Below are 20,693 nucleotides of genomic sequence, written 5' to 3'. Positions count from 1 at the left end.
GTATCGGGGGGGGAGGGGGGAGGTATGGCCGGAAGAGCCGAGGGGTATCGGTGGGCGGGCTCAGGGGTATGGGGGGGGGGGCCGAGAGGCATCCGTGGGCGTCGGGCAGAATCGGGGGTATGACGACCCCGGACCATCCGTCGCCCGCGCAGGGGCCTACGCCGCCCGAGTCTCCCGACCGGGTCTACCGGTCACCCTCGTCCCTGGTGGCCGGAGTGCTGCTGCTCGGGCTCGCGGGCTGGCTCGGTGGTGACGCGCTGATCGTCGGGCACGGGCGGGCGCCCTGGCTGGCACTCGCCGCGCTCCTGTTCGTCGTACCCCTGGTCATCGCCTTCACCCTGCGCCCCGCCGTGTACGCGAACGAGCACCGGCTGCGCGTGCGCAATCCGTTCCGGGTCGTCGTGGCGCCCTGGGGAGCCGTCGACGGATTCCGGTCGGGTTTCTCGAACGAGGTCGTCGTCGAGTCCGGCGCCAAGTACCAGCTGTGGGCCGTCCCCGTCTCGCTGCGCGCCCGCAAGCGCGCGAACCGCGCCCAGCTGCGCGAGGTCCGCGAGGCCGGGCGGGGCGGCGGACGAGCCCCCCTGATCCCGCCGGGCCCGACCCGCGCCCAGAACGACCAGATCATGGACGACCTGAGCCTGCTGTGGGAGTCCCGGGAGAAGGCGGACACCTCTCAGGGCGAGGTGACCGTGAAATGGTCGTACGAGATCATGGCGCCCGCCGCCGCCGGTGCGGTGCTGCTGGCCATCCTGCTCGCGGTCGGCTGACCCGCGTGACCTTCCCCGACGAGTCGCTGCGCCTGCCCTCCGCCGCCATACCCGACGGCTGCCGCGACTGGACCACCGCCCGCGCGGCGGACTGGTCGGCCGCGCTGCCGCCGCGCTGGACCTTCCTGCGGGTGCGCCGGGCGGTCGCGGCCGGCCTCGCCACCCTCGTGCTGTGCGTGGGCGCCCTGGTGGCGATGGCCGGCGGCCTGTGGCCGTTCGTCGCGGCCGGATTCGCGGTCTACGTCCTGTGGGTGCTCGCCCGGCCCGAGCTCGTGTGGGTCGGCGCGCCCCTGCTGCTGTTCGCCCTCGCCGCGGAGGCCTCCTCGAAGTCGTGGGCGCTGACCGCCCTCGGAGTCGTGGTCGTGCTGGGCTCCTGGGCTCTCGTCGCCGTACGGCTGCGGGCGCGCGGGGAACAGGTGCGGCGGGCTCTGGAGGCCGCCGGGGGCGTCGCCGCCCCGGTGCCGGGCGCCGAGGCTCCCGTACGGCGAGGGCAGCTGCTGTTCGTCCTGGGGTTCGTCGCGCTCGGACTCGGCGTGCTGACCGGGAGCACCGCGGGCCTGTGGGGCGCGGCCGAGGACCAGGAGGGCGCCTGGTCCGCCACCGTCTTCCTGGCCGGCCTGGGGGCGACCGCGCTGGCCTCGGCATGGCTCGGCCGGCAGCGCACGGTCGCGCTGCGCGGAGCTGCGGCGCCGGTACTGCGGGTGCTCGTACGGGACGACGCACAGGGCAGTACGGAGGTGTACGCCGCCGACGATCTCGCCGCCGAGCGGCCCCTGTTCACCGTCGAGCTCACCTCCTTCGACGAGGACGACGAGGAGGATGAAGGTGATGGGGACGAGGGGGAGGCGGTCGATGACGACGAGCTTCGGCGGGTGCTTCTCGGCCTCGACGACGACACCCTCGGACCCGTCCGGGAAGCCGTTCTCTACGGTGCTCCCTTTGACGGCGCCGAGGTTCTCGTCGTCAGCGCCGACGAGGATCCCGAGCAGCCGCCGCTGATGGAGTGGTCGGCGGGGCCGGTCCGGCCGCTGTTGCCGGACGCGGGGCGCCGACGGGTCGCCAAGCACCGCGAACAGGCTGCGGACAGCCTGCGACTGGAGTTGCAGGGGCGGGAGTTGGCCGAGCAGCAGGCGGCCGTCAGCCAGGTGCGGCGGTGGCGGGCGGGGTGGCTGGACTGGCTGGCCGCCGCGTTTCTCGTGTCGTGGGGCCTGTGGCTGGTCTGGGGCTGGTTCGACGAGCCCGGCTTCTCGTCGTGGACGGTGGTGTTCATCCCCCTGCTCGGCCTGTACGGGGCGGTCCGCGTCCCCATGAAGCTCGCCTGGCGCGTCACCGCCGACCGCTCCGGCGTCTGGGTCACCGGGTTGCGCGGCCCCCACCACGTGCCCTGGGACGACCTCCGTTTCGTACGGCGCCGGTCCCTGGAGCTGAAGATCGACTGGCAGGACGGCGGCTGGGCGGTCTCCGCACCCCGCTGGGCCTGGCTCCAGCGCCGCCGGGGACTCACCCACCCGTACGACGCCCTGGCCGCCGAACTGACCGCCATGCGCCTGGACGCCACGCTGCGCCCGACCGGCGAGAGCGGCGCGGCGGACCGGGGGCGGCCGGTGTGGCCGGTGGCTGCGGTGCTGGCGGTGGTGTGGGTGGTTGCGTTGGTGGCGGCGCGGTGAGTCGGTGAGGGGTGGCGGGGCGTGCGCCCTTCGAGCGGATATGTCCTAGGGTGCGCTCGGCCAGACCAGGGCCATGTACGCGCCGCAGTACGCCGACAGTGCCACCGCCGTCGTGAGCGCGATCACGCGGAAGCGGCGGGACGCGCGGGTGAGGTGGACCGCCAGGGGCAGGAGTAGTGGGAATGCCGGGACCAGGAAGCGGGCGCGTGGGTAGTAGACGCCGCCGCTGCCCAGGACGATCGTCAGCAGGACGCCCGTGAAGATCAGGAGCGGGAGGGGCTGGCGGTCCCAGGCCGACAGGACGAAGAGGACGGCCGCCCCCAGCAGGACCGCCGTCACCAGCACCAGGAACAGCTCGGGCGTCGAGTCGTGCATCAGCAGTTCCCGCATCCTGCGCAGGGTCAGCGCGCCCCCGTCCATGTCCTGCCGCCACAGGCGCTGTACGGCGAGGTAGCCGTCCCAGCGGCCCAGGCGCAGGCCCACCCACCCGACGTACCCGAGCCACCCGAGCGGGGCCACGACGACGGCCGTGAGGACGCGGGGGGAGCGGTCGGCGCGGAGGAACGTGAGGAGTGCCGTGAGTGACACCGCCGCTGCCACGGCGACACCGGTGGGGCGGGTCAGTCCGGCGAGGACCGCCAGCGAGGCCGCCCACAGCCAGCGGCCCGTGAGCACGGCGTACAGCGACCAGGCCGCCAGCGCCGTGAACAGGGACTCCGTGTACCCCATCCACTGGACCGCGCCCACCGGGAACGCGGCCCACAGCGCGGCCAGGACGACGCCCGTCCGGCGGTCGTACAGGCGCTCCCCGACCGCGAAGACCCCCCACGCGGCGACGAGCGACGCGGCGACGGCCAGACCGAGCCCCGTACTGGCCCGGGTGCCCGGGGTGAGCACGGCCAGCGCTTTGACGAGGGTCGGGTAGAGGGGGAAGAAGGCCAGGCTGCCCGAGTCGGAGACGGAGCCCAGGGCGTGCGGGTAGCCGTGGTCGGCGATGCCGAGGTACCACTCGGCGTCCCACCGGGTGGCCAGGATCGGCCACACGCCGTGGTGCTTGCGGTGCGCCCAGACGGAGAGGACGAGCAGGCCGGTGGCGCGGACCGCCGTGTAGGCGAGGAGGGCGGGGGCCGCGCGGCGGAGGGAGCGGACGGTCCGGGGGACGGGGAAGGCACGCCGGGCGGGCGCGGTGGTCGGGGCGGCCGGGGTGGGGTTCGGCCGGGTGACCGTCGTGGACACGGGGCGGCTCCAGGTACGGGGTGACGGGGCGTTACCCGGTCACCGTTCCCCGGGGCGGGGGTCGTGGTGGAGCGCACGACAGCCGGTCGGCGCAAATCACTCGATGGGGTGCCCCCGGTCGGGGGCACCCCATCGAGGGGGAGGGATTTTCGCGCCGCTCGGCTGGAGCTGGGGCTGGCTGGGGCTCTGCTGTGGGTCAGATGCCCGCTGCCGTGGACAGGTCCCGCTTGATCGTCTCCAGCAGGTCCGTCGCCTTCGCCCGAGCGGCCGTGAGATCCGCGTGCGTGGGCACCGGGACGACGACCTCCAGGTAGCACTTCAGCTTCGGCTCCGTACCGCTGGGGCGGACGATGACCCGGGCCCCGTCGAGGGTGTAGCGCAGGCCGTCCGTGGGCGGGAGCGTCTCCGTGCCCTTGGTGAGGTCCTCGGCCTTGGTGATCGCCAGGCCCGCGAGGTGCGTCGGGGGCTGCTCGCGCAGGCGGCTCATGGCGTTCGCGATGACCGAGAGGTCCTCGACCCGCACCGAGAGCTGGTCCGTGGCGTGCAGACCGTGCTCCACCGCGAGGTCGTCGAGCAGGTCGAGGAGCGTACGGCCCTCGGCCTTCAGCTCGGAGGCGAGTTCCGTGACGAGAAGGGCCGCCGTGATGCCGTCCTTGTCGCGGACGCCCTCCGGGTCCACGCAGTAGCCGAGGGCCTCCTCGTAGCCGTAGCGCAGGCCCTCGACACGGGCGATCCACTTGAAGCCGGTGAGGGTCTCCTCGTAGGGGAGGTTCGCCTTCTCTGCGATACGGCCCAGGAGGGAGGACGAGACGATCGACTCGGCGAATGTGCCGCGCGCTCCGCGTCGGACCAGGTGGGTGGCGAGGAGGGCTCCTACCTCGTCGCCTCGCAGCATGCGCCAGCCATCGGCTCCCGGCACGGGTACGGCTACCGCGCAGCGGTCCGCGTCCGGGTCGTTCGCGATGATCAGGTCCGGGTTCGTCTCGCGGGCCTTCGCGAAGGCGAGGTCCATCGCGCCGGGCTCTTCCGGGTTGGGGAAGGCGACGGTCGGGAACTCCGGGTCGGGGTCGGCCTGTTCGGCGACCAGCTCGGGGGTGGGGAAGCCGGCCCGAGCGAAGGCCGCGAGGAGGGTGTCCCGGCCTACGCCGTGCATAGGGGTGTAGACCGTGCGGGCGGTACGGGGGGAGTCGGGGGCGAGAACGGCGTCCGTACGGGCGAGATAGGCGTTCAGGACGGTGTCGTCGAGGGTTTCCCAGCCGGCGGTGGGGCGGGGGACGTCGGCGAGGGCCCGGACCGCGTCGATCTCGGCGGCGATCTCGGCGTCGGCGGGCGGGACGATCTGTGAACCGTCGCCCAGGTACACCTTGTAGCCGTTGTCGCGGGGCGGGTTGTGGCTGGCCGTGACCTCCACGCCCGCGACCGCGCCGAGGTGCCTTATGGCGAACGCCAGTACGGGGGTGGGGAGGGGGCGGGGGAGGACGGCCGCGCGCAGGCCCGCGCCGGTCATCACGGCGGCGGTGTCCTCGGCGAAGTCCGCCGACTTGTGGCGGGCGTCGTAGCCGATGACGACGAGGCCGTCCGTGTGGCCCTTGGCCTTGAGGTACGCGGCGAGGCCGGCGGCGGCGCGGATGACGACGGCGCGGTTCATGCGCATGGGGCCGGCGCCGAGTTCGCCGCGTAGACCCGCGGTGCCGAACTGGAGGGTGCCGGCGAAGCGGGTGGTGAGTTCGGGGAGGGCCCGGGTGTCGATGAGCTTGGCGAGTTCCTCACGGGTGTCGGCGTCGGGGTCCTCGGCCAGCCACGCCTTGGCCCGGGCGATGAGTTCGTCGTCGTGCACGTCGGGTGCCTCTCGGTATGTGGGGTGCGGTGGGTGGTCGGGTGCGGGGCCATTGTTCTCGCCCCCGCCGCCCCTACCCGTCCCGTCCTTCTGGGGCTCCGCCCCAGACCCCGCTCCTCAAACGCCGGAGGGGCTGAGATACCCAGCCTGTCCGGCGTTTGAGGACGAGGCCCCTTCAGGGCCGAAGCGGGGGTCTGGGGGCGGCAGCCCCCAGGGACGGGACGGGTAGGGGCGGCGGGGGCGAAACCGAGGGGGTGGGTTACAGGCGGTCCAGGACCTGGGCCAGGAGGGAGCCCATGCGGGTTGCGCTGTCCCGGCCCGCCTGGAGGACCTCCTCGTGGTTCAGGGGCTCCCCCGTCATCCCCGCCGCGAGGTTCGTCACCAGCGAGATGCCCAGGATCTCCGCGCCGGCCTCACGCGCCGCGATCGCCTCGAGGACCGTCGACATGCCGACGAGGTCCGCGCCGATGGTCCGGGCCATGCGGATCTCGGCCGGCGTCTCGTAGTGGGGGCCCGTGAACTGGGCGTACACGCCCTCCTCGAGGCTGGGGTCGATCTCCTTGCACAGGGCGCGCAGGCGCGGCGAGTACAGGTCCGTCAGGTCGACGAAGTTCGCGCCGACGATCGGGGACGTCGCCGTGAGGTTGATGTGGTCGCTGATCAGGACCGGCTGACCGGGGCGCATGTCGGCGCGCAGGCCGCCGCAGCCGTTGGTCAGGACGATGGTCTTGCAGCCGGCGGCCACGGCGGTACGGACACCGTGCGCGACGGACGCGACGCCCCGGCCCTCGTAGTAGTGCGTGCGGCCGAGGAAGACCAGCGCGCGCTTGTCCCCGATCCGGTACGAGCGGATCTTGCCGCCGTGACCTTCGACCGCCGGCGGCGGGAAGCCCGGAAGCTCGGTGACCTGGAGCTCGGCCTCGGGGTCGCCCAGGGCGTCCACGGCCGGTGCCCAGCCGGAGCCCATCACGAGGGCGACGTCGTGGGTCTCGGCGCCCGTGAGCTCCCGCAGGCGCGTGGCGGCGTCGGCGGCGGCGGAGTACGGGTCGCCCTGGATGTCGTCCGGAAGAAGAGATGCGTTCACGCGCATGAGCGTATCCGGTCGGAGCCTACGCGCGTAGATGACAGAGGCAACGGGATGGCGATCGTTGTCTTGTCGTTTCCGACCGAAGGGCGCGGCGCCCCGGCCCACCCGGACTAACAGGGGCGTTTTCTCAGTTCCATCACATAGTCGTGCGGGGCCCCCGCCGACTCCGCCGCGTCGGCGATCTCGCCCAGGTTCCGGGCGGAGGGAAAGCCGCCCTCGTACCCGTTGAGCACGTACACCCACGCCGGTTCCTCGCCCTCCAGCGTGTGGACGCGCAGCCGCATCCGGCGGTAGATGTCGAGGCCCACGCCCTCCCAGCGGTCCAGCGAGTCCTCGTCGAGCGGGGCGATGTCGTACAGGGCGACGAAGACCTGGGAGCGCGGTGCCTCGACGATCGTCGGGAGGGCGCCCTCCCACCCCATGTGCTCGCCGCCGAACGTCAGCCGCCAGCCGGTCAGCCAGCCGGTGGCGCGCAGCGGCGAGTGAGGTGCGCGACGCGTCATGAGCCGCGCGTCGAGATTGCCGGCGTACGCGGCGTAGAGCGACATGGCTCGAGAGTACGGCAGCGGGCACGGCCGCCACTCCGACAGCACACGCCCCTTTCGTACCCGCACAGACGTCCGCCCGAGCCCGCCCCCGTCCCGCGCGGTGGCCCCCGAGGCATCGGCACCTCGGCGCGTACGGGACAATGGGGTATGTGACTCGGATCGTGATCATTGGTGGCGGACCCGGCGGCTACGAAGCGGCGCTGGTGGCAGCGCAGCTCGGCGCGGAGGTGACCGTCGTCGACTGCGACGGTCTGGGCGGGGCGTCGGTGCTCACCGACTGCGTACCGTCGAAGACCCTTATCGCCACGGCCGAGGTGATGACCACCTTCGACTCGTCGTACGAGGAACTGGGCATCATCGTCGCCGACGACACCCCACCCGACAAGCAGGCCGCCCGCGTCGTCGGGGTCGACCTCGGCAAGGTCAACCGACGGGTGAAGCGGCTCGCCCTCGCCCAGTCCCACGACATCACCGCCTCCGTCACCCGGGCCGGCGCACGCGTCCTGCGTGGTCGTGGGCGCCTCGACGGACTGCAGGGCATCGACGGGTCCCGGAAGGTCGTCGTGCGGGCCGTGGACGGCAGCGAGGAGACCCTCGTCGCCGACGCCGTGCTGATCGCCACCGGCGGTCACCCGCGCGAGCTGGCCGACGCGCAGCCCGACGGTGAGCGCATCCTCAACTGGACCCAGGTCTACGACCTCACCGAGCTGCCCGAGGAGCTCATCGTGGTCGGGTCCGGTGTCACCGGCGCCGAGTTCGCGGGCGCCTACCAGGCCCTCGGCTCCAAGGTGACCCTCGTGTCGTCGCGTGACCGCGTGCTGCCGGGTGAGGACCCGGACGCCGCCGCCGTCCTCGAGGACGTCTTCCGGCGCCGTGGCATGAACGTCATGGCCCGCTCCCGCGCCGAGTCCGCCAAGCGTGTCGGCGACCGGGTCGAGGTCACCCTCTCCGACGGGCGGGTCATCACCGGCTCGCACTGTCTGATGGCCGTCGGCGCCATTCCCAACAGCGCCGGCATGGGGCTGGAGGAGGCCGGGGTCAGGCTCCGCGACTCCGGGCACATCTGGACCGACAAGGTGTCGCGCACGAGCGCCCCGGGCGTGTACGCCGCCGGTGACGTGACCGGCGTCTTCGCCCTCGCGTCCGTCGCCGCCATGCAGGGCCGTATCGCCATGTACCACTTCCTCGGCGACGCGGTGGCCCCCCTCAACCTGAAGACCGTCTCCTCCAACGTCTTCACCGACCCCGAGATCGCCACCGTCGGTTACACCCAGGCCGATGTCGACGGCGGCAAGATCGACGCCGTGGTGGTCAAACTGCCGTTGCTGCGCAATCCGCGCGCGAAGATGCAGGGCATCCGGGACGGCTTCGTGAAGCTGCTGTGCCGGCCGGGCACCGGCATTGTCGTGGGCGGCTGCGTCGTGGCGCCGCGCGCCTCCGAACTCATCCATCCCATCTCGATCGCCGTCGACAACAATCTGACGGTCGAGCAGATCGCGAACGCGTTCACGGTCTATCCGTCCCTTTCGGGATCGATCGCCGAGGTCGCCCGGCAGCTCCACACGCGCAAGGCGGCGGGCGAGGCCTGACCGCCTCAGGGGCGACTTCCCGCTGGTCACGGGGAGTTGTGGCCCATTCGTACGGCATAGGACACGGAGATAGGCGCCTATACCACTTCCTGTACCTCCATGCGAACAACTTCTGTTATTCGGCGCATACTGCTGAAAGCAGACGGTCGTTGGGGTTACTGTCAGTTTCGTGTTCGCTGCAGAACGTCGTCAATTGATCCTCGAAATGGTGCGTGCCAATGGAGCCGTGTCGCTCCGTGAGCTCGCCCGCGTCGTCCAGACCTCCGAAGTGACCGTACGGCGGGACGTGCGCGCTCTGGAGGCAGAAGGACTCCTCGACCGCCGGCATGGCGGTGCGGTATTGCCGGGCGGGTTCACGCGGGAGTCCGGCTTTCCGCAGAAATCTCATCTCGCGACCGCCGAGAAGACGGCCATCGCCGACCTCGCCGCGAGCTTCGTCGAAGAGGGCGAGGCCATCGTGGTCGGGGCGGGGACCACCACGCAGGAGCTGGCACGCCGGCTCGCGCGGGTTCCCGGGCTGACCGTCGTCACTAACTCCCTGTTGGTGGCTCAGGCGCTGGCCCACGCGAACAGAGTGGAGGTCGTGATGACCGGCGGCACTCTGCGCGGTTCCAACTACGCCCTGGTCGGAAGCGGCGCCGAGCAGTCCCTGCACGGGCTGCGGGTGTCCAAGGCCTTCCTGTCCGGAAGCGGGCTCACCGCCGAACGCGGGCTGTCCACCTCCAACATGCTGTCGGCGTCCGTCGACCGCGCGCTGGTGCAGGCCGCCGCCGAGGTCGTCGTGCTCGCCGATCACACCAAGCTCGGTTCGGACACCATGTTCCAGACCGTGCCCACGGACGTGATCACCCGCCTCGTCACCGACGAACCGCCCGTCCACGACGACCGCGCCGGTACGGAGCTCCAGGCCCTGGCCGACCAGGGCGTGCAGATCGCCGTGGCCGGATCGCCGAACTCGGGAAACAGTTCTCCGGGGAACGGGTCGCAGGGCGGTGATCAGGCGCCGGCTCGCGGGCAGCGCCGGGACATGCCGCTTCCGAACCCGCGCCGGGGACAGCTGCCCGGCGGCGCGGCGGGCCATCCGCTGCGCGGCACGATGCTGGGTGAGCAGCCCGGCGGGCCGGGGGAACGCGAGCGGGAACGGGCCCGGGTGGCGGACCTCCGCCGCCGCTGACCGCCGTACGAACCGGGCGGGTTGCCGGTTGCTTACCGGGGTACGGCCTTCAGGCCCCGCAGGGTGAGGGTCAGGAGGCGGTCGGCCAGGTCCGGGTCGTCCGGGGTCTCCTCGGCCGCCAGCGCGATGGCGTGGGTGAGCTGGAGCAGGTCGCCGATGGCGACGTCGGCGCGCAGGGTGCCGGCCTGCTGGGCGCGGGTGAGCAGGGCCGCGCCCGCCTCCCGCATCGGGTTGCTGCACCTGGCCAGGGCCGAGTCGGCGTCGTGGGACGCGGACATGAGTGCCCGTGCCAGGCCGCGGTACTCGCCGGCGTGCGTGACGATCTCGCGCAGCCAGGTGACCAGTGCGGTGCATGGCTCCGGGGCGGTCAGTAGTTCGCGGGAGCGGGCCAGCAGGTCGCTGACCGCGTCCTCGAAGACGGCGCTGAGCAGGGCGTGGCGGTTGGGGAAGTGGCGGTAGAGCGTGCCGATGCCGACGCCGGCGCGGCGTGCCACGTCCTCAAGGGAGGCGTTCGCGCCGTGCTCTGCGAAGGCGGAGCGTGCTTCGGCTAGCAGGCGTTCGTAGTTGCGGCGGGCGTCGGCGCGGAGGCCTGCCGGCGGCTGGGCCATGGTTCGCTTGCCCTTCGTGTGCTTGTTCCGTGGGTTCAGCATGCCATCGGGTGGGGTGCGTTGCGGTTGTCGGGCGGGTGCGGCTGCGGTGGGGGCTTGTCAGCAGTTCCCCGCGCCCCTAAAGGACTGCGCGGTTCCCGGTGCCTGGAAGGCGGCGTGGTTTGCCCGTGTCCTAAAGACCGCGCAGTTCCCCGCGCCCCTAAAAGACTGCGCGGTTCCCGGTGCCTGGAAGGCGGCGTGGTTTGCCCGTGTCCTAAAGACCGCGCAGTTCCCCGCGCCCCTGGAGGCTGCGTGGTTCCCGGCGTCCGGAAGGCGGCGTGGTTCCTCGTGCCCTAAAGACTGCGCAGTTCCCCGCGCCCCTGGAGGCTGCGTGGTTCCCGGCGTCCGGAAGGCGGCGTGGTTCCTCGTGCCCTGAAGACTGCGCAGTTCCCCGCGCCCCTGAAGACTGCGCGGTTCCCGGTGCCTGGAAGGTGGCGTGGTTGCCCGTGCCCTGAAGGCCGCGTAGTTCCCCGTGCCCCTGGAGGCAGGGGGTTGTACGCACCCTGCGTCAGGAAATGAAGCGCCCGGCGGTCTGATTGCTCAGGCCGCCGGGCGCTTCTTGAATGTTGTGTCGTCAGTCCTTGATTTCGCAGATGGGGGCGCCCGAGGTGAGGGAGGCGCCTACTTCTGCTGCCAGGGCCTTGATGGTGCCGGCCTTGTGGGCGTTGAGGGGCTGTTCCATTTTCATCGCTTCGAGGACGACGATCAGGTCGCCCTCCTTGACTTCCTGGCCCTCCTCGACGGCCACCTTGACGATGGTGCCCTGCATCGGGGAGGCGAGGGTGTCGCCGGAGGCCGCCGGGCCCGACTTCTTGGCCGCGCGGCGCTTGGGCTTGGCGCCCGCCGCGAGACCGGTGCGGGCGAGGGACATGCCCAGCGAGACCGGCAGGGAGACCTCGAGGCGCTTGCCGCCGACCTCGACGACCACGGTCTCGCGGCCCGCCTCCTCGTCCGCCTCGACATCGGCGGGTGCGGCGAAGGCCGGGATGTCGTTGACGAACTCGGTCTCGATCCACCGGGTGTGGACCGTGAACGGGGCGTCGGAGCCGGTGAGTTCGGGCGCGAAGGCCGGGTCGGCGACCACCTTGCGGTGGAAGGGGATGGCGGTGGCCATGCCCTCGACCTGGAACTCGGCCAGAGCCCGGGCGGCCCGCTGCAGGGCCTGTTCGCGGGTGGCGCCGGTGACGATCAGCTTGGCGAGGAGCGAGTCCCAGGCCGGGCCGATGACGCTGCCGGACTCCACGCCCGCGTCCAGGCGGACGCCCGGGCCCGACGGCGGGGCGAAGGTGGTGACGGTGCCGGGGGCGGGCAGGAAGCCGCGGCCCGGGTCCTCGCCGTTGATGCGGAACTCGAAGGAATGGCCGCGCAGTTCGGGGTCGCCGTAGCCGAGTTCCTCGCCGTCGGCGATCCGGAACATCTCGCGTACGAGGTCGAGGCCGGCGACCTCCTCGGTGACCGGGTGCTCCACCTGGAGACGGGTGTTGACCTCCAGGAAGGAGATCGTGCCGTCCGTGCCGACGAGGAACTCGACGGTCCCGGCGCCGACGTAGCCGGCTTCCTTCAGGATCGCCTTGGAGGAGGAGTACAGCTCCGCCACCTGGGCCTCGGTCAGGAACGGCGCCGGAGCCTCCTCGACCAGCTTCTGGTGGCGGCGCTGGAGCGAGCAGTCACGGGTCGACACGACGACCACGTTGCCGTGGGAGTCGGCCAGGCACTGCGTCTCCACGTGCCTGGGCTTGTCGAGGTAGCGCTCGACGAAGCACTCGCCGCGTCCGAACGCCGCCACGGCCTCACGGACCGCGGAGTCGTACAGCTCCGGGACCTCTTCGAGGGTGCGGGCGACCTTCAGACCGCGTCCGCCACCGCCGAAGGCGGCCTTGATCGCGATGGGCAGGCCGTGTTCCCTGGCGAACGCGACGACCTCGTCCGAGCCCGAGACCGGGTCGGGCGTGCCCGCCACGAGCGGGGCACCGGCGCGCTGGGCGATGTGCCGGGCGGCGACCTTGTCGCCGAGGTCACGGATGGCCTGCGGGGGCGGGCCGATCCAGGTCAGATCGGCGTCGATGACGGCCTGGGCGAAGTCGGCGTTCTCGGAGAGGAAGCCGTATCCGGGGTGGATCGCGTCCGCTCCGGAGTCCTTGGCGGCTTGCAGCACCTTGGCGATGTCGAGATAGCTGGTCGCCGGGGTGTCACCGCCCAGGGCGAACGCCTCATCCGCGGCGCGGACATGCAGAGCGTCCCGGTCCGGGTCGGCGTACACGGCCACGCTCGCGATCCCGGCATCCCGGCAGGCCCGGGCAACGCGGACAGCGATTTCGCCACGGTTGGCGATGAGCACCTTGCGCACGATTGAGGCTCCCTCCTTGAAACAAGCCGAGTTTAGGGACAGCCGACACGGCGTATCGACCCGTCCTCACTGGTGAGCTTGCCCACACGGAGCGTGATGCGAGGCTTGCTCGACCCACGAAATCCCTTGTCGCACCTATGTACGCAGGACTCCATCCGGAAACCCTAGTCCCCTGATGTGGTCAAGGTCTCTGTGAGAGCGTGCTGCGGCCCACTTGGTTTCTTTGTGGGGACCCTACGAATGGCCCAGTGATTCTTTGCCCGCCGATGAACCTGTGCCCAACCCTTGTCCGCGCGTTTACCCGTGAGTAGCGTTCAGGATGTACCGAACGTACTAGTGGCAACAGCAGGCTTGCTCGCACGGCAGTCGAAAGTGGGTGGGGGCCGGTGGTCCGCAGACCGGTGGCATGGATCGTCGCGGTCGTCCTCTTCGTGGAGGCGTTCGGCATCGCCGCGCTGAACTGGTTCCTCGGGATCGTCGTCGACCACCAGCAGATGTCCCTCGCCGGTCTCGACCCGGACATGATGTCCCTGTCCTCGAAGATCGGCGGCGTGGTCTTCGGCGCCTACCTCGCGCTGTGCGGCGTGGTGGCCCTGCTCGTCGCCCTGCGCGACCGCTCCCCGGCCGGCCTCGGCCGCGTCCTGCTGATCAGCGTCGCCGTCGTACAAGCGCTGCTGGGCGCGTTCGCGTGGGGCCTGGTGGGTGTGCCGGCGTTCCTGACCATGGTCGTGGTGCTCGCGCTGGTGGTGCTCCTGCTCATGACGTACGACAGGTACGAGGCGACCCCCAGCACCCCCTGACCGCTACTTCTCGCTAGGTGTCCACAACTCCGTGATGCTGACGCCCAGTTCGGCGAGCAGGGTACGGACGAGCGGCAGGCTGATGCCGATGACGTTGCCGTGGCTGCCGTCGATGCCGTCGATGAACGGTGCCGAGCGGCCGTCGAGGGTGAACGCGCCGGCGACGTGGAGGGGCTCGCCCGAGGCGACGTACGCGGCGATCTCGTCGTCCGTCGGCTCGCCGAAGCGGACCACGGTGGACGCGATGGCCGAGACATGCCGTCCCGTCGCCGTGTCGTGGACGCAGTGCCCGGTCTGGAGGATGCCCTCCCGGCCGCGCATCGACTTCCAGCGGGCGGTGGCCTCCTCCGCGTCGGCGGGCTTGCCGTACGCCTCGCCGTCCAGCTCGAGGACGGAGTCGCAGCCGATCACCAGGGCGCCCCGCACTTCGGCCTGTGCGGCCACCACGGCGGCCTTGGCCTCGGCGAGGACGAGGGCGAGCTCCGCCGGGGTCGGCGCGGTCACGGCGTCCTCGTCGAACCCGCTGACGATCACCTCGGGGTCGAGTCCGGCCTGCCTGAGCAGGTTGAGCCGGGCGGGTGACTGGGAGGCGAGCACGAGACGGCGGCGCGGCTGCGGTTGAGACTGAGGCTGATCGGTCATGCGGCCAGGGTATCGGCGGGTCGGCGGGCCCCGAACGGCTGCTACCGCACGCCGAGGACGATCATCGCGAGCACCATGGCCAGCGCCATGAGCAACCCCAGCCGCCGAAGCATCTGCTGCGCGTCGCGCAGTTCCTTCGGCGGCTCGTTCTCGGGATCGGACCACAGCATTCCACTAGCGTGCCGCCTGGCGGGGTGGGGCGCCTGAGTACGCGTACTCAACTTGCCCGCCCAGCTGGTTCGAACGGTTCCGGTCAGGCCGGCCAGTAGGTGCGGCTCCACGATGTCGGACCCGGCTGGGGCAGGTGGTGGGCGGCGATGCGGGACGGGTCCGCCCACGCGTCCCGCGTGCCGGGCGCGCCGGGCGGGGTGGAGGACGCCGCCGCGGCGCGGGCTCGGACCACCGCCAGGGCGGCGGCGAGCTCCTCGGGGGTCGGGTTGCCCCGTACGACCTTGATCGTCATGACGCCGGCTCCTTACAGCGGGATGTTGCCGTGCTTCTTCGGGGGCAGGGACTCGCGCTTCGTACGGAGCTGGCGCAGCCCCCGTACGACGTGGCGGCGGGTGTCGGACGGCAGGATCACCGCGTCGACGTAGCCTCGTTCGGCCGCGATGTAGGGGTTGAGGAGGTGGTCCTCGTACTCCCGGATCAGTCGGGCGCGGACCTCATCGAGGTCCTCCCCGTTCGCCTCGGCCTCGGCGAGCGTGCGGCGGTGCAGGATGTTGACCGCGCCCTGGGCGCCCATCACGGCGATCTGGGCGGTCGGCCAGGCGAGGTTGAGGTCGGCGCCCAGGTGCTTGGAGCCCATGACGTCGTAGGCGCCGCCGAAGGCCTTGCGGGTGATGACCGTGATCAGGGGGACGGTCGCCTCCGCGTAGGCGTAGATCAGCTTGGCGCCCCGGCGGATGATGCCGTCGTGCTCCTGGTCGACGCCCGGGAGGAAGCCGGGGACGTCCACGAAGGTGATCACCGGGACGTTGAAGGCGTCACACGTACGGACGAAGCGGGCCGCCTTCTCCGACGCGTCGATGTCGAGGCAGCCCGCGAACTGCATCGGCTGGTTGGCGACGATCCCGACCGGGCGCCCCTCCACCCGGCCGAACCCGGTGAGGATGTTGGGCGCGAAGAGCGCCTGCGTCTCGAAGAACTCGGCGTCGTCCAGGATGTGCTCGACGACCGTGTGCATGTCGTACGGCTGGTTCGCGCTGTCCGGGATCAGGACGTCGAGCTCGCGGTCCTCGTCCGTGACGGCGAGGTCCGCCTCCTCCGGGAACAGCGGGGGTTCGCTGAGGTTGTTGGACGGCAGGTACGACAGCAGCTGCTTGACGTACTCGATGGCGTCCTTCTCGTCGCCGGCCATGTGATGGGCCACGCCGGAGGCGGAGTTGTGGGTCCTGGCCCCGCCCAGCTCCTCGAAGCCGACGTCCTCGCCGGTGACCGTCTTGATGACGTCCGGGCCGGTGATGAACATGTGCGAGGTCTGGTCGACCATGACCGTGAAGTCGGTGATCGCCGGGGAGTAGACGGCGCCGCCGGCGCACGGCCCCACGACGAGGCTGATCTGCGGGATGACCCCGGACGCGTGGGTGTTGCGGCGGAAGATCTCGCCGTACGCGCCCAGGGACGCCACGCCCTCCTGGATCCGGGCGCCGCCCGAGTCGTTGATGCCGATGACCGGGCAGCCGGTCTTCAGCGCGAAGTCCATGACCTTGACGATCTTCTGGCCGTAGACCTCGCCCAGCGCACCGCCGAACACGGTGAAATCCTGCGAGAACACGGCGACCGGGCGGCCGTCGACGGTGCCGTAACCGGTCACCACGCCGTCTCCGTACGGGCGGTTGAGCTCCAGCCCGAAGTTGGTCGAGCGGTGCGTGGCGAACTCGTCCAGCTCGACGAACGAGCCCTCGTCCAGGAGCAGTTCGACGCGCTCACGGGCCGTCAACTTGCCCTTCGCGTGCTGCTTCTCGACAGCCCGCGCCGATCCGGCGTGCGTCGCCGCCTCCACGCGGCACTGCAGATCCGCGAGCTTGCCAGCGGTGGTGTGGATGTCGGTCTGCTGCGGCTGTACCGGCTCGGCCATCGGGATGCGGCTCCCTGCAAAGAGTGACGTGCTCAGAAGGGGGTTTGGCTACTCATGCGTAGCGTAGTGGGGCGCCTACCCATCGGCAGTGCGGCGTTTACCACATCTAGTGTGGCTTGCATGACGCCGCGAGATGACGCAGACAACACCGACGAAGCAGCGGGAAACGACGGGCGCTGGTCCGACCTCGACCGGCCGCCCCTGAACGCCGGTGCGCTGCGCCGGGCGCTCGTCCGGGAGGGTGGGCTCTGGTCGGGGGTGGAGGTCGTGCGCAGTACGGGGTCCACGAACGCCGACCTCGTCGCCCTCGCGAACGCCGGTAAGGCGGAGGAGGGGCTGATCCTGCTCGCTGAGGAGCAGACCGCGGGCCGCGGGCGGCTGGACCGGCAGTGGACGGCACCGGCTCGCTCCGGGCTGTTCTTCTCCGTGCTGCTCAAGCCGACCGAGGTGCCGGTGGCCCGCTGGGGGTGGCTGCCGCTGCTCACCGGGGTCGCGGTGGCGACGGGGCTGTCACGTGCAGCGGGCGTCGATACGTCACTCAAATGGCCCAACGACCTGCTGGTGAGCGTGGGCGGCGCGGAACGCAAGGCCGGCGGGATCCTCGCGGAGCGGGCCGGCGCGGACGGGGTGGTGATCGGCATCGGCATCAACGTCACCCTGCGCGAGGACGAGTTGCCGGTGCCGACCGCCGGGTCGCTGGTGCTGGCGGGGGCCGTGACGACGGACCGGGATCCGCTGCTGCGGGCGGTGCTGCGGTCGCTGGAGCAGTGGTTCACGCGGTGGCGGGCGGCGGAGGGGGATCCGGTGCTGTCGGGGCTGCAGGAGACGTATGCGGCGGGGTGCGCGACGTTGGGGCGGATGGTGCGGGCGGAGTTGCCGGGGGAGCGGAGTGTGGTGGGGGAGGCGGTTGCCGTGGACGGGGACGGGAGGCTCGTGCTGGCCACGGGGGAGGGGGTTCAGGAGCCCGTGGGCGCGGGGGATGTGGTGCATTTGCGGCCGGCTTGAGGTGAGGTGAGGTGAGGTGGGGTGGGTCTGCGTGCGGGTGCGGGGGCTTTGTTCTCGCCCCCGCCGCCCCTACCCGTCCCGTCCTTCTGGGGCTCCGCCCCAGACCCCGCTCCTCAAACGCCGGAGGGGTTGAAATAGCCAGCCCCCAGGGACGGGATGCTCGTCTCTGGTGGACCTGATGGAGTGAGGCCGTATCGTTGAGGGCGGTCGATATCTGACCGTGACAGATCGGAAGGGCAGCAGGCGTGACCGTCGACGACATGGACTCCGACGCGGCGGGCAGCCGGGTGGACTCGCAGGACGTCGACCCCGCTGACAACCCGCTCGCCCTGCGTCTCGAACAGCTCATCCTCGGCGCCGAGCGGCGCTACACCCCCTTTCAGGCCGCCCGCAGCGCCGGTGTCTCCATGGAACTGGCCTCCCGTTTCTGGCGGGCGATGGGCTTCGCCGACATCGGGCAGGCGAGGGCGTTGACCGAGGCGGACGTCCTCGCGCTGCGCCGGCTCGCCGGTCTGGTCGAGGCGGGGCTGCTGAGCGAGGCGATGGCCGTACAGGTGGCCCGCTCCACGGGCCAGACCACCGCCCGTCTGGCCGAGTGGCAGATCGATTCCTTCCTGGAAGGGCTGACCGAGCCGCCCGAACCGGGAATGACACGCACCGAGGTGACGTACCCGCTGATCGAGCTGCTCCTGCCCGAGCTGGAGGAGTTCATCGTGTACGTCTGGCGGCGCCAGCTCGCCGCCGCGACCGGGCGGGTCGTGCAGGCCGCCGACGACGAGGAGATGGTCGACCGGCGGCTCGCCGTCTGCTTCGCCGACCTCGTCGGGTTCACGCGGCTGACCCGTCGTATGGAGGAGGAGGAGCTCGGCGAACTCGTCGAGGCCTTCGAGACCACGGCCGCCGACCTGGTGGCGGCGAACGGCGGCCGGCTCGTCAAGACGCTCGGCGACGAGGTGCTCTACGCGGCGGACGACGCGGGTGTGGCCGCCGAGATCGCGCTGCGGCTGATCGAGACAATGGCGAACGACGAGACGATGCCGGAACTGCGGGTCGGGATGGCCTTCGGCACGGTGACCACCCGTATGGGTGATGTGTTCGGGTCGACGGTGAATCTGGCCTCGCGATTGACGTCGATAGCGCCCCGGGACGCGGTGCTCGTCGACGCGGCGTTCGCGGAGGAGCTGATCCGTACCGGGGACGCGCCCGCCTCCGAGGCGGAGGCGGCCGAGGCCGCGGCCACCGCGGAGAAGGAGGGCGAGGAGGCGCCGGTGTACCGGTTCGCGTTGCAGCCGATGTGGCAGCGGCCGGTGCGTGGGCTGGGTGTGATCGAGCCGTGGCTGCTGACCCGGCGGGCCGGTCCTGTCGGGTAGGGCTGGTTGCCGGTCGCTCAGTGGTGGTGGTTCAGCGGGTCCACGCACAGGCCGATGAGCGGTACGCACACTCCGGCGGGCGTCGAGGCCTGTGGGGCCGGTGTTGAGGGCTCCGGCGTCGGTGTGGGGGTCGCTGTCGGCTGGGGCTGCTGTGCCGCCGGGGCCGGAGGCGGAGTCGTCTGCCGTAGCCGGCCGGGGGTCGTGGCCGGCGCCGAGGTGCTGGGCTGCTGCGGGATCGTGGTGGCGTCGGCGGCGGGGGCCGGAGACGTCGGGAGCGGGAGCGCGTCGAGGGGCAGGCGCCGCAGGAGGCCGGTCGTGCTGGGGAGAGACGTGGGGAGCGCGGCCGAGGGCGTCGTCGGAGCGGGGGTCGCGCCGCCCATGGGCGCGCTCGCCGACGGAGTCGCCCGGGGGATGTCGCCGACGGAGGCCGCCGTATCGCCGGTGTGGTCGGCCGCGGTGTCGTCGGTCGTGTCCCCGTACGTCGTCCCCCTGCTCGTGTCCGCGTCCAGGTCGGACAGGGCCTGCGCCCTGCCGGCGCCGCCCACTTCGCCGTCCGGTGTCACCCGTACGAGGCTCAGGACCCCGGCGGCCAGCGCGAAGCCGCCCGCCGCGAGGAGCACCTTGCGGGGACGGGGTTTGCGGTGCCGGCCCCGGGGGCGGTTGACGAGGGGTGTGGTGGGCGTGGTCTCCGGCGTGGGGGGCGGCGTCCAGGCCCTGGCGGGGGGCGGCGACTGGTGTGGGAGCCGGGGCGGGACCCGAGGCGGCGCCTGGGTGTACCTCGGTGTGCCTGTCTCGGCCGGCCTTGTCGCTGTGTCCGTCATCACGATCCATCCCCGTTGCTCTGGCGCCCCGGGTGCGCCGTGGCCGAGCGCACGATATGCGCTCCCGGGAAGGGGTTTTCGGGAGATCGGCGCCATGTCACCCGAACGAGGAGGAAGGGTCACTCCTTCCCGTGGGCCGGGGTGGCCTGCGATGATCGGGGCGGCCGTAGTTAACCTGCGTTAACCAGGAGGGTGTCATGGGTGAGGAACGGGCCGAGGAGCGGTTCGGGGAGTTCGTCGTCGTGCGGCGGCACGGTTACGTCGCCGAGCTCGTCCTCGATCGGCCGAAGGCCATGAACGCGGTCTCCTCCGCCATGGCCCGGTCCATCGGCGGCGCGTGTGCGGCGCTGGCCGCCGACGGTGACGTACGCGCGGTGGTGCTGACCTCCACCCATGAGCGGGCGTTCTGCGTCGGGGCCGACCTCAAGGAGCGGAACTCGATGTCCGACGCCGAACTGGTCCGGCAGCGGCCGGTGGCGCGGGGGGCGTACACGGGTGTGCTGGAGCTGCCGATGCCGACGATCGCCGCTGTGCACGGGTTCGCGCTGGGGGGCGGGTTCGAGCTGGCGCTGTCCTGCGATCTGGTCGTGGCGGACTCCACGGCGGTGGTGGGGCTGCCGGAGGTCTCCGTGGGGGTGATTCCGGGGGGCGGCGGTACGCAGCTGCTGCCCCGGCGGGTGGGGGCTGCGCGGGCCGCCGAGCTGATCTTCACCGCACGGCGGGTGGAGGCGGACGAGGCGCGGGAGCTGGGGCTCGTGGACGTGCTCGTGGAGGAGGGCTGCGACCGGGAGGAGGCGCTGACGCTGGCCTCCCGGATCGCGGCGAACTCCCCGGTGGGGCTACGGGCGGCCAAGCGGGCGTTGCGGACGGGGTTCGGGCTGGACCTGCGGGCGGGCCTCGAGGTGGAGGACGCCGCGTGGCGTGCCGTCGCCTTCTCGGGCGACCGGGCGGAGGGGGTGGCGGCGTTCGCCGAGAAGCGGAAGCCGGTCTGGCCCGGGGAGTAGAGGGGTGGGAGGCCCCTGTCGAGGGGGGTCTCTCCGCGGTCCCGCGCGGCCCCCTTTCGCGCTCCCGATGTC

19 protein-coding genes are annotated in these 20,693 nt (G+C 71.8%); 8 read left to right on the top strand and 11 right to left on the bottom strand.

Annotated features, from left to right (window positions below; genetic code table 11):
- Positions 1-119 precede the first annotated feature (119 nt).
- Both ADL01_RS37340 and ADL01_RS37335 read left to right on the top strand, forming a co-directional pair.
- Positions 120-767, top strand: a complete 648-nt coding sequence (locus tag ADL01_RS37340) for a PH domain-containing protein (RefSeq protein ID WP_053746504.1) — start codon at positions 120-122, stop codon at positions 765-767.
- A 5-nt stretch (positions 768-772) separates the two neighbouring features.
- Entirely contained in the window at positions 773-2,434 is a 1,662-nt protein-coding gene (locus ADL01_RS37335; protein WP_053746503.1) for a hypothetical protein, read from the top strand.
- Positions 2,435-2,479: 45 nt separating this feature from the next.
- On the opposite strand, the gene ADL01_RS37330 is transcribed toward ADL01_RS37335, so the two are convergent.
- The 4 genes from ADL01_RS37330 to ADL01_RS37315 all read right to left on the bottom strand — a co-directional run bounded on the left by ADL01_RS37330 (position 2,480) and on the right by ADL01_RS37315 (position 7,142).
- Entirely contained in the window at positions 2,480-3,670 is a 1,191-nt protein-coding gene (locus tag ADL01_RS37330) for a hypothetical protein (RefSeq protein ID WP_053746502.1), read from the bottom strand.
- Positions 3,671-3,866: 196 nt separating this feature from the next.
- The gene (locus ADL01_RS37325; RefSeq protein ID WP_053746501.1) at positions 3,867-5,507 is read right to left on the bottom strand and encodes a phospho-sugar mutase; all 1,641 of its coding nucleotides are present in this window, start codon (positions 5,505-5,507) and stop codon (positions 3,867-3,869) included.
- Positions 5,508-5,766: 259 nt separating this feature from the next.
- Positions 5,767-6,591 carry a purine-nucleoside phosphorylase gene (locus ADL01_RS37320; RefSeq protein WP_053746514.1) on the bottom strand — a complete coding sequence of 275 codons (825 nt, stop codon included), beginning with the start codon at positions 6,589-6,591 and terminating at the stop codon, positions 5,767-5,769.
- A 113-nt stretch (positions 6,592-6,704) separates the two neighbouring features.
- Positions 6,705-7,142 carry a gamma-glutamylcyclotransferase gene (locus ADL01_RS37315; protein ID WP_053746500.1) on the bottom strand — a complete coding sequence of 146 codons (438 nt, stop codon included), beginning with the start codon at positions 7,140-7,142 and terminating at the stop codon, positions 6,705-6,707.
- 140 nt (positions 7,143-7,282) lie between these two features.
- Between ADL01_RS37315 and ADL01_RS37310 the strand changes: the two genes are divergently transcribed.
- Positions 7,283-8,731: an NAD(P)H-quinone dehydrogenase gene (locus tag ADL01_RS37310; RefSeq protein ID WP_053746499.1), complete on the top strand. Its 1,449-nt coding sequence runs from the start codon at positions 7,283-7,285 to the stop codon at positions 8,729-8,731.
- Between the two features lie 169 nt (positions 8,732-8,900).
- Entirely contained in the window at positions 8,901-9,905 is a 1,005-nt protein-coding gene (locus tag ADL01_RS37305) for a DeoR/GlpR family DNA-binding transcription regulator (protein WP_078960993.1), read from the top strand.
- A 32-nt stretch (positions 9,906-9,937) separates the two neighbouring features.
- Here the strand turns inward: ADL01_RS37305 and ADL01_RS37300 are convergent, their stop codons facing one another.
- Complete coding sequence (locus tag ADL01_RS37300; RefSeq protein ID WP_053746513.1) at positions 9,938-10,513, bottom strand: TetR/AcrR family transcriptional regulator; 576 nt, start codon at positions 10,511-10,513, stop codon at positions 9,938-9,940.
- 613 nt (positions 10,514-11,126) lie between these two features.
- Positions 11,127-12,899, bottom strand: a complete 1,773-nt coding sequence (locus ADL01_RS37295) for an acetyl/propionyl/methylcrotonyl-CoA carboxylase subunit alpha (RefSeq protein WP_053746497.1) — start codon at positions 12,897-12,899, stop codon at positions 11,127-11,129.
- 386 nt (positions 12,900-13,285) lie between these two features.
- On the opposite strand from ADL01_RS37295, the gene ADL01_RS37290 reads away from it, so the two are divergent.
- Positions 13,286-13,699, top strand: a complete 414-nt coding sequence (locus tag ADL01_RS37290) for a hypothetical protein (RefSeq protein WP_234354929.1) — start codon at positions 13,286-13,288, stop codon at positions 13,697-13,699.
- A 3-nt stretch (positions 13,700-13,702) separates the two neighbouring features.
- Here the strand turns inward: ADL01_RS37290 and ADL01_RS37285 are convergent, their stop codons facing one another.
- The 4 genes from ADL01_RS37285 to ADL01_RS37275 all read right to left on the bottom strand — a co-directional run bounded on the left by ADL01_RS37285 (position 13,703) and on the right by ADL01_RS37275 (position 16,421).
- Entirely contained in the window at positions 13,703-14,341 is a 639-nt protein-coding gene (locus ADL01_RS37285) for a Maf family protein (RefSeq protein WP_053746496.1), read from the bottom strand.
- 41 nt (positions 14,342-14,382) lie between these two features.
- On the bottom strand, positions 14,383-14,511 hold the full coding sequence (gene mmpB, locus ADL01_RS47345) for a morphogenic membrane protein MmpB (protein ID WP_267889959.1): 129 nt from the start codon (positions 14,509-14,511) through the stop codon (positions 14,383-14,385).
- A gap of 83 nt (positions 14,512-14,594) precedes the next feature.
- Positions 14,595-14,804: an acyl-CoA carboxylase epsilon subunit gene (locus tag ADL01_RS37280; RefSeq protein WP_053746495.1), complete on the bottom strand. Its 210-nt coding sequence runs from the start codon at positions 14,802-14,804 to the stop codon at positions 14,595-14,597.
- Positions 14,805-14,816: 12 nt separating this feature from the next.
- Complete coding sequence (locus ADL01_RS37275) at positions 14,817-16,421, bottom strand: acyl-CoA carboxylase subunit beta (protein WP_053746494.1); 1,605 nt, start codon at positions 16,419-16,421, stop codon at positions 14,817-14,819.
- Positions 16,422-16,541: 120 nt separating this feature from the next.
- Between ADL01_RS37275 and ADL01_RS37270 the strand changes: the two genes are divergently transcribed.
- Positions 16,542-17,426: a biotin--[acetyl-CoA-carboxylase] ligase gene (locus tag ADL01_RS37270; RefSeq protein ID WP_053746493.1), complete on the top strand. Its 885-nt coding sequence runs from the start codon at positions 16,542-16,544 to the stop codon at positions 17,424-17,426.
- Between the two features lie 245 nt (positions 17,427-17,671).
- Positions 17,672-18,796, top strand: coding sequence for an adenylate/guanylate cyclase domain-containing protein (locus tag ADL01_RS37265; protein ID WP_053746492.1), 1,125 nt, complete (start codon positions 17,672-17,674; stop codon positions 18,794-18,796).
- Between the two features lie 17 nt (positions 18,797-18,813).
- Here the strand turns inward: ADL01_RS37265 and ADL01_RS37260 are convergent, their stop codons facing one another.
- On the bottom strand, positions 18,814-19,617 hold the full coding sequence (locus ADL01_RS37260) for a hypothetical protein (protein ID WP_234354928.1): 804 nt from the start codon (positions 19,615-19,617) through the stop codon (positions 18,814-18,816).
- 197 nt (positions 19,618-19,814) lie between these two features.
- Here ADL01_RS37260 and ADL01_RS37255 point away from each other — a divergent pair, with 197 nt between their 5' ends.
- The gene (locus ADL01_RS37255; protein ID WP_053746490.1) at positions 19,815-20,621 is read left to right on the top strand and encodes an enoyl-CoA hydratase/isomerase family protein; all 807 of its coding nucleotides are present in this window, start codon (positions 19,815-19,817) and stop codon (positions 20,619-20,621) included.
- The last annotated feature ends 72 nt before the right edge of the window (positions 20,622-20,693 follow it).

This window comes from Streptomyces sp. NRRL WC-3618, assembly GCF_001280005.1.
GTDB lineage: Bacteria > Actinomycetota > Actinomycetes > Streptomycetales > Streptomycetaceae > Streptomyces.
This window is presented reverse-complemented; position numbering and strand designations above follow the sequence as displayed.

Bases quoted from the DNA above. Each gene is read 5' to 3' on its own strand.
- ADL01_RS37310 (WP_053746499.1), top strand. From the start codon at position 7,283: ATGGGGTATGTGACTCGGATCGTGATCATTGGTGGCGGACCCGGCGGC.
- ADL01_RS37280 (WP_053746495.1), bottom strand. From the start codon at position 14,804: ATGACGATCAAGGTCGTACGGGGCAACCCGACCCCCGAGGAGCTCGCC.
- ADL01_RS37275 (WP_053746494.1), bottom strand. From the start codon at position 16,421: ATGGCCGAGCCGGTACAGCCGCAGCAGACCGACATCCACACCACCGCT.
- ADL01_RS37270 (WP_053746493.1), top strand. From the start codon at position 16,542: ATGACGCCGCGAGATGACGCAGACAACACCGACGAAGCAGCGGGAAAC.
- ADL01_RS37340 (WP_053746504.1), top strand. From the start codon at position 120: ATGACGACCCCGGACCATCCGTCGCCCGCGCAGGGGCCTACGCCGCCC.
- ADL01_RS37300 (WP_053746513.1), bottom strand. From the start codon at position 10,513: ATGGCCCAGCCGCCGGCAGGCCTCCGCGCCGACGCCCGCCGCAACTAC.
- ADL01_RS37285 (WP_053746496.1), bottom strand. From the start codon at position 14,341: ATGACCGATCAGCCTCAGTCTCAACCGCAGCCGCGCCGCCGTCTCGTG.
- mmpB (WP_267889959.1), bottom strand. From the start codon at position 14,511: ATGCTGTGGTCCGATCCCGAGAACGAGCCGCCGAAGGAACTGCGCGAC.
- ADL01_RS37260 (WP_234354928.1), bottom strand. From the start codon at position 19,617: ATGACGGACACAGCGACAAGGCCGGCCGAGACAGGCACACCGAGGTAC.
- ADL01_RS37255 (WP_053746490.1), top strand. From the start codon at position 19,815: ATGGGTGAGGAACGGGCCGAGGAGCGGTTCGGGGAGTTCGTCGTCGTG.
- ADL01_RS37315 (WP_053746500.1), bottom strand. From the start codon at position 7,142: ATGTCGCTCTACGCCGCGTACGCCGGCAATCTCGACGCGCGGCTCATG.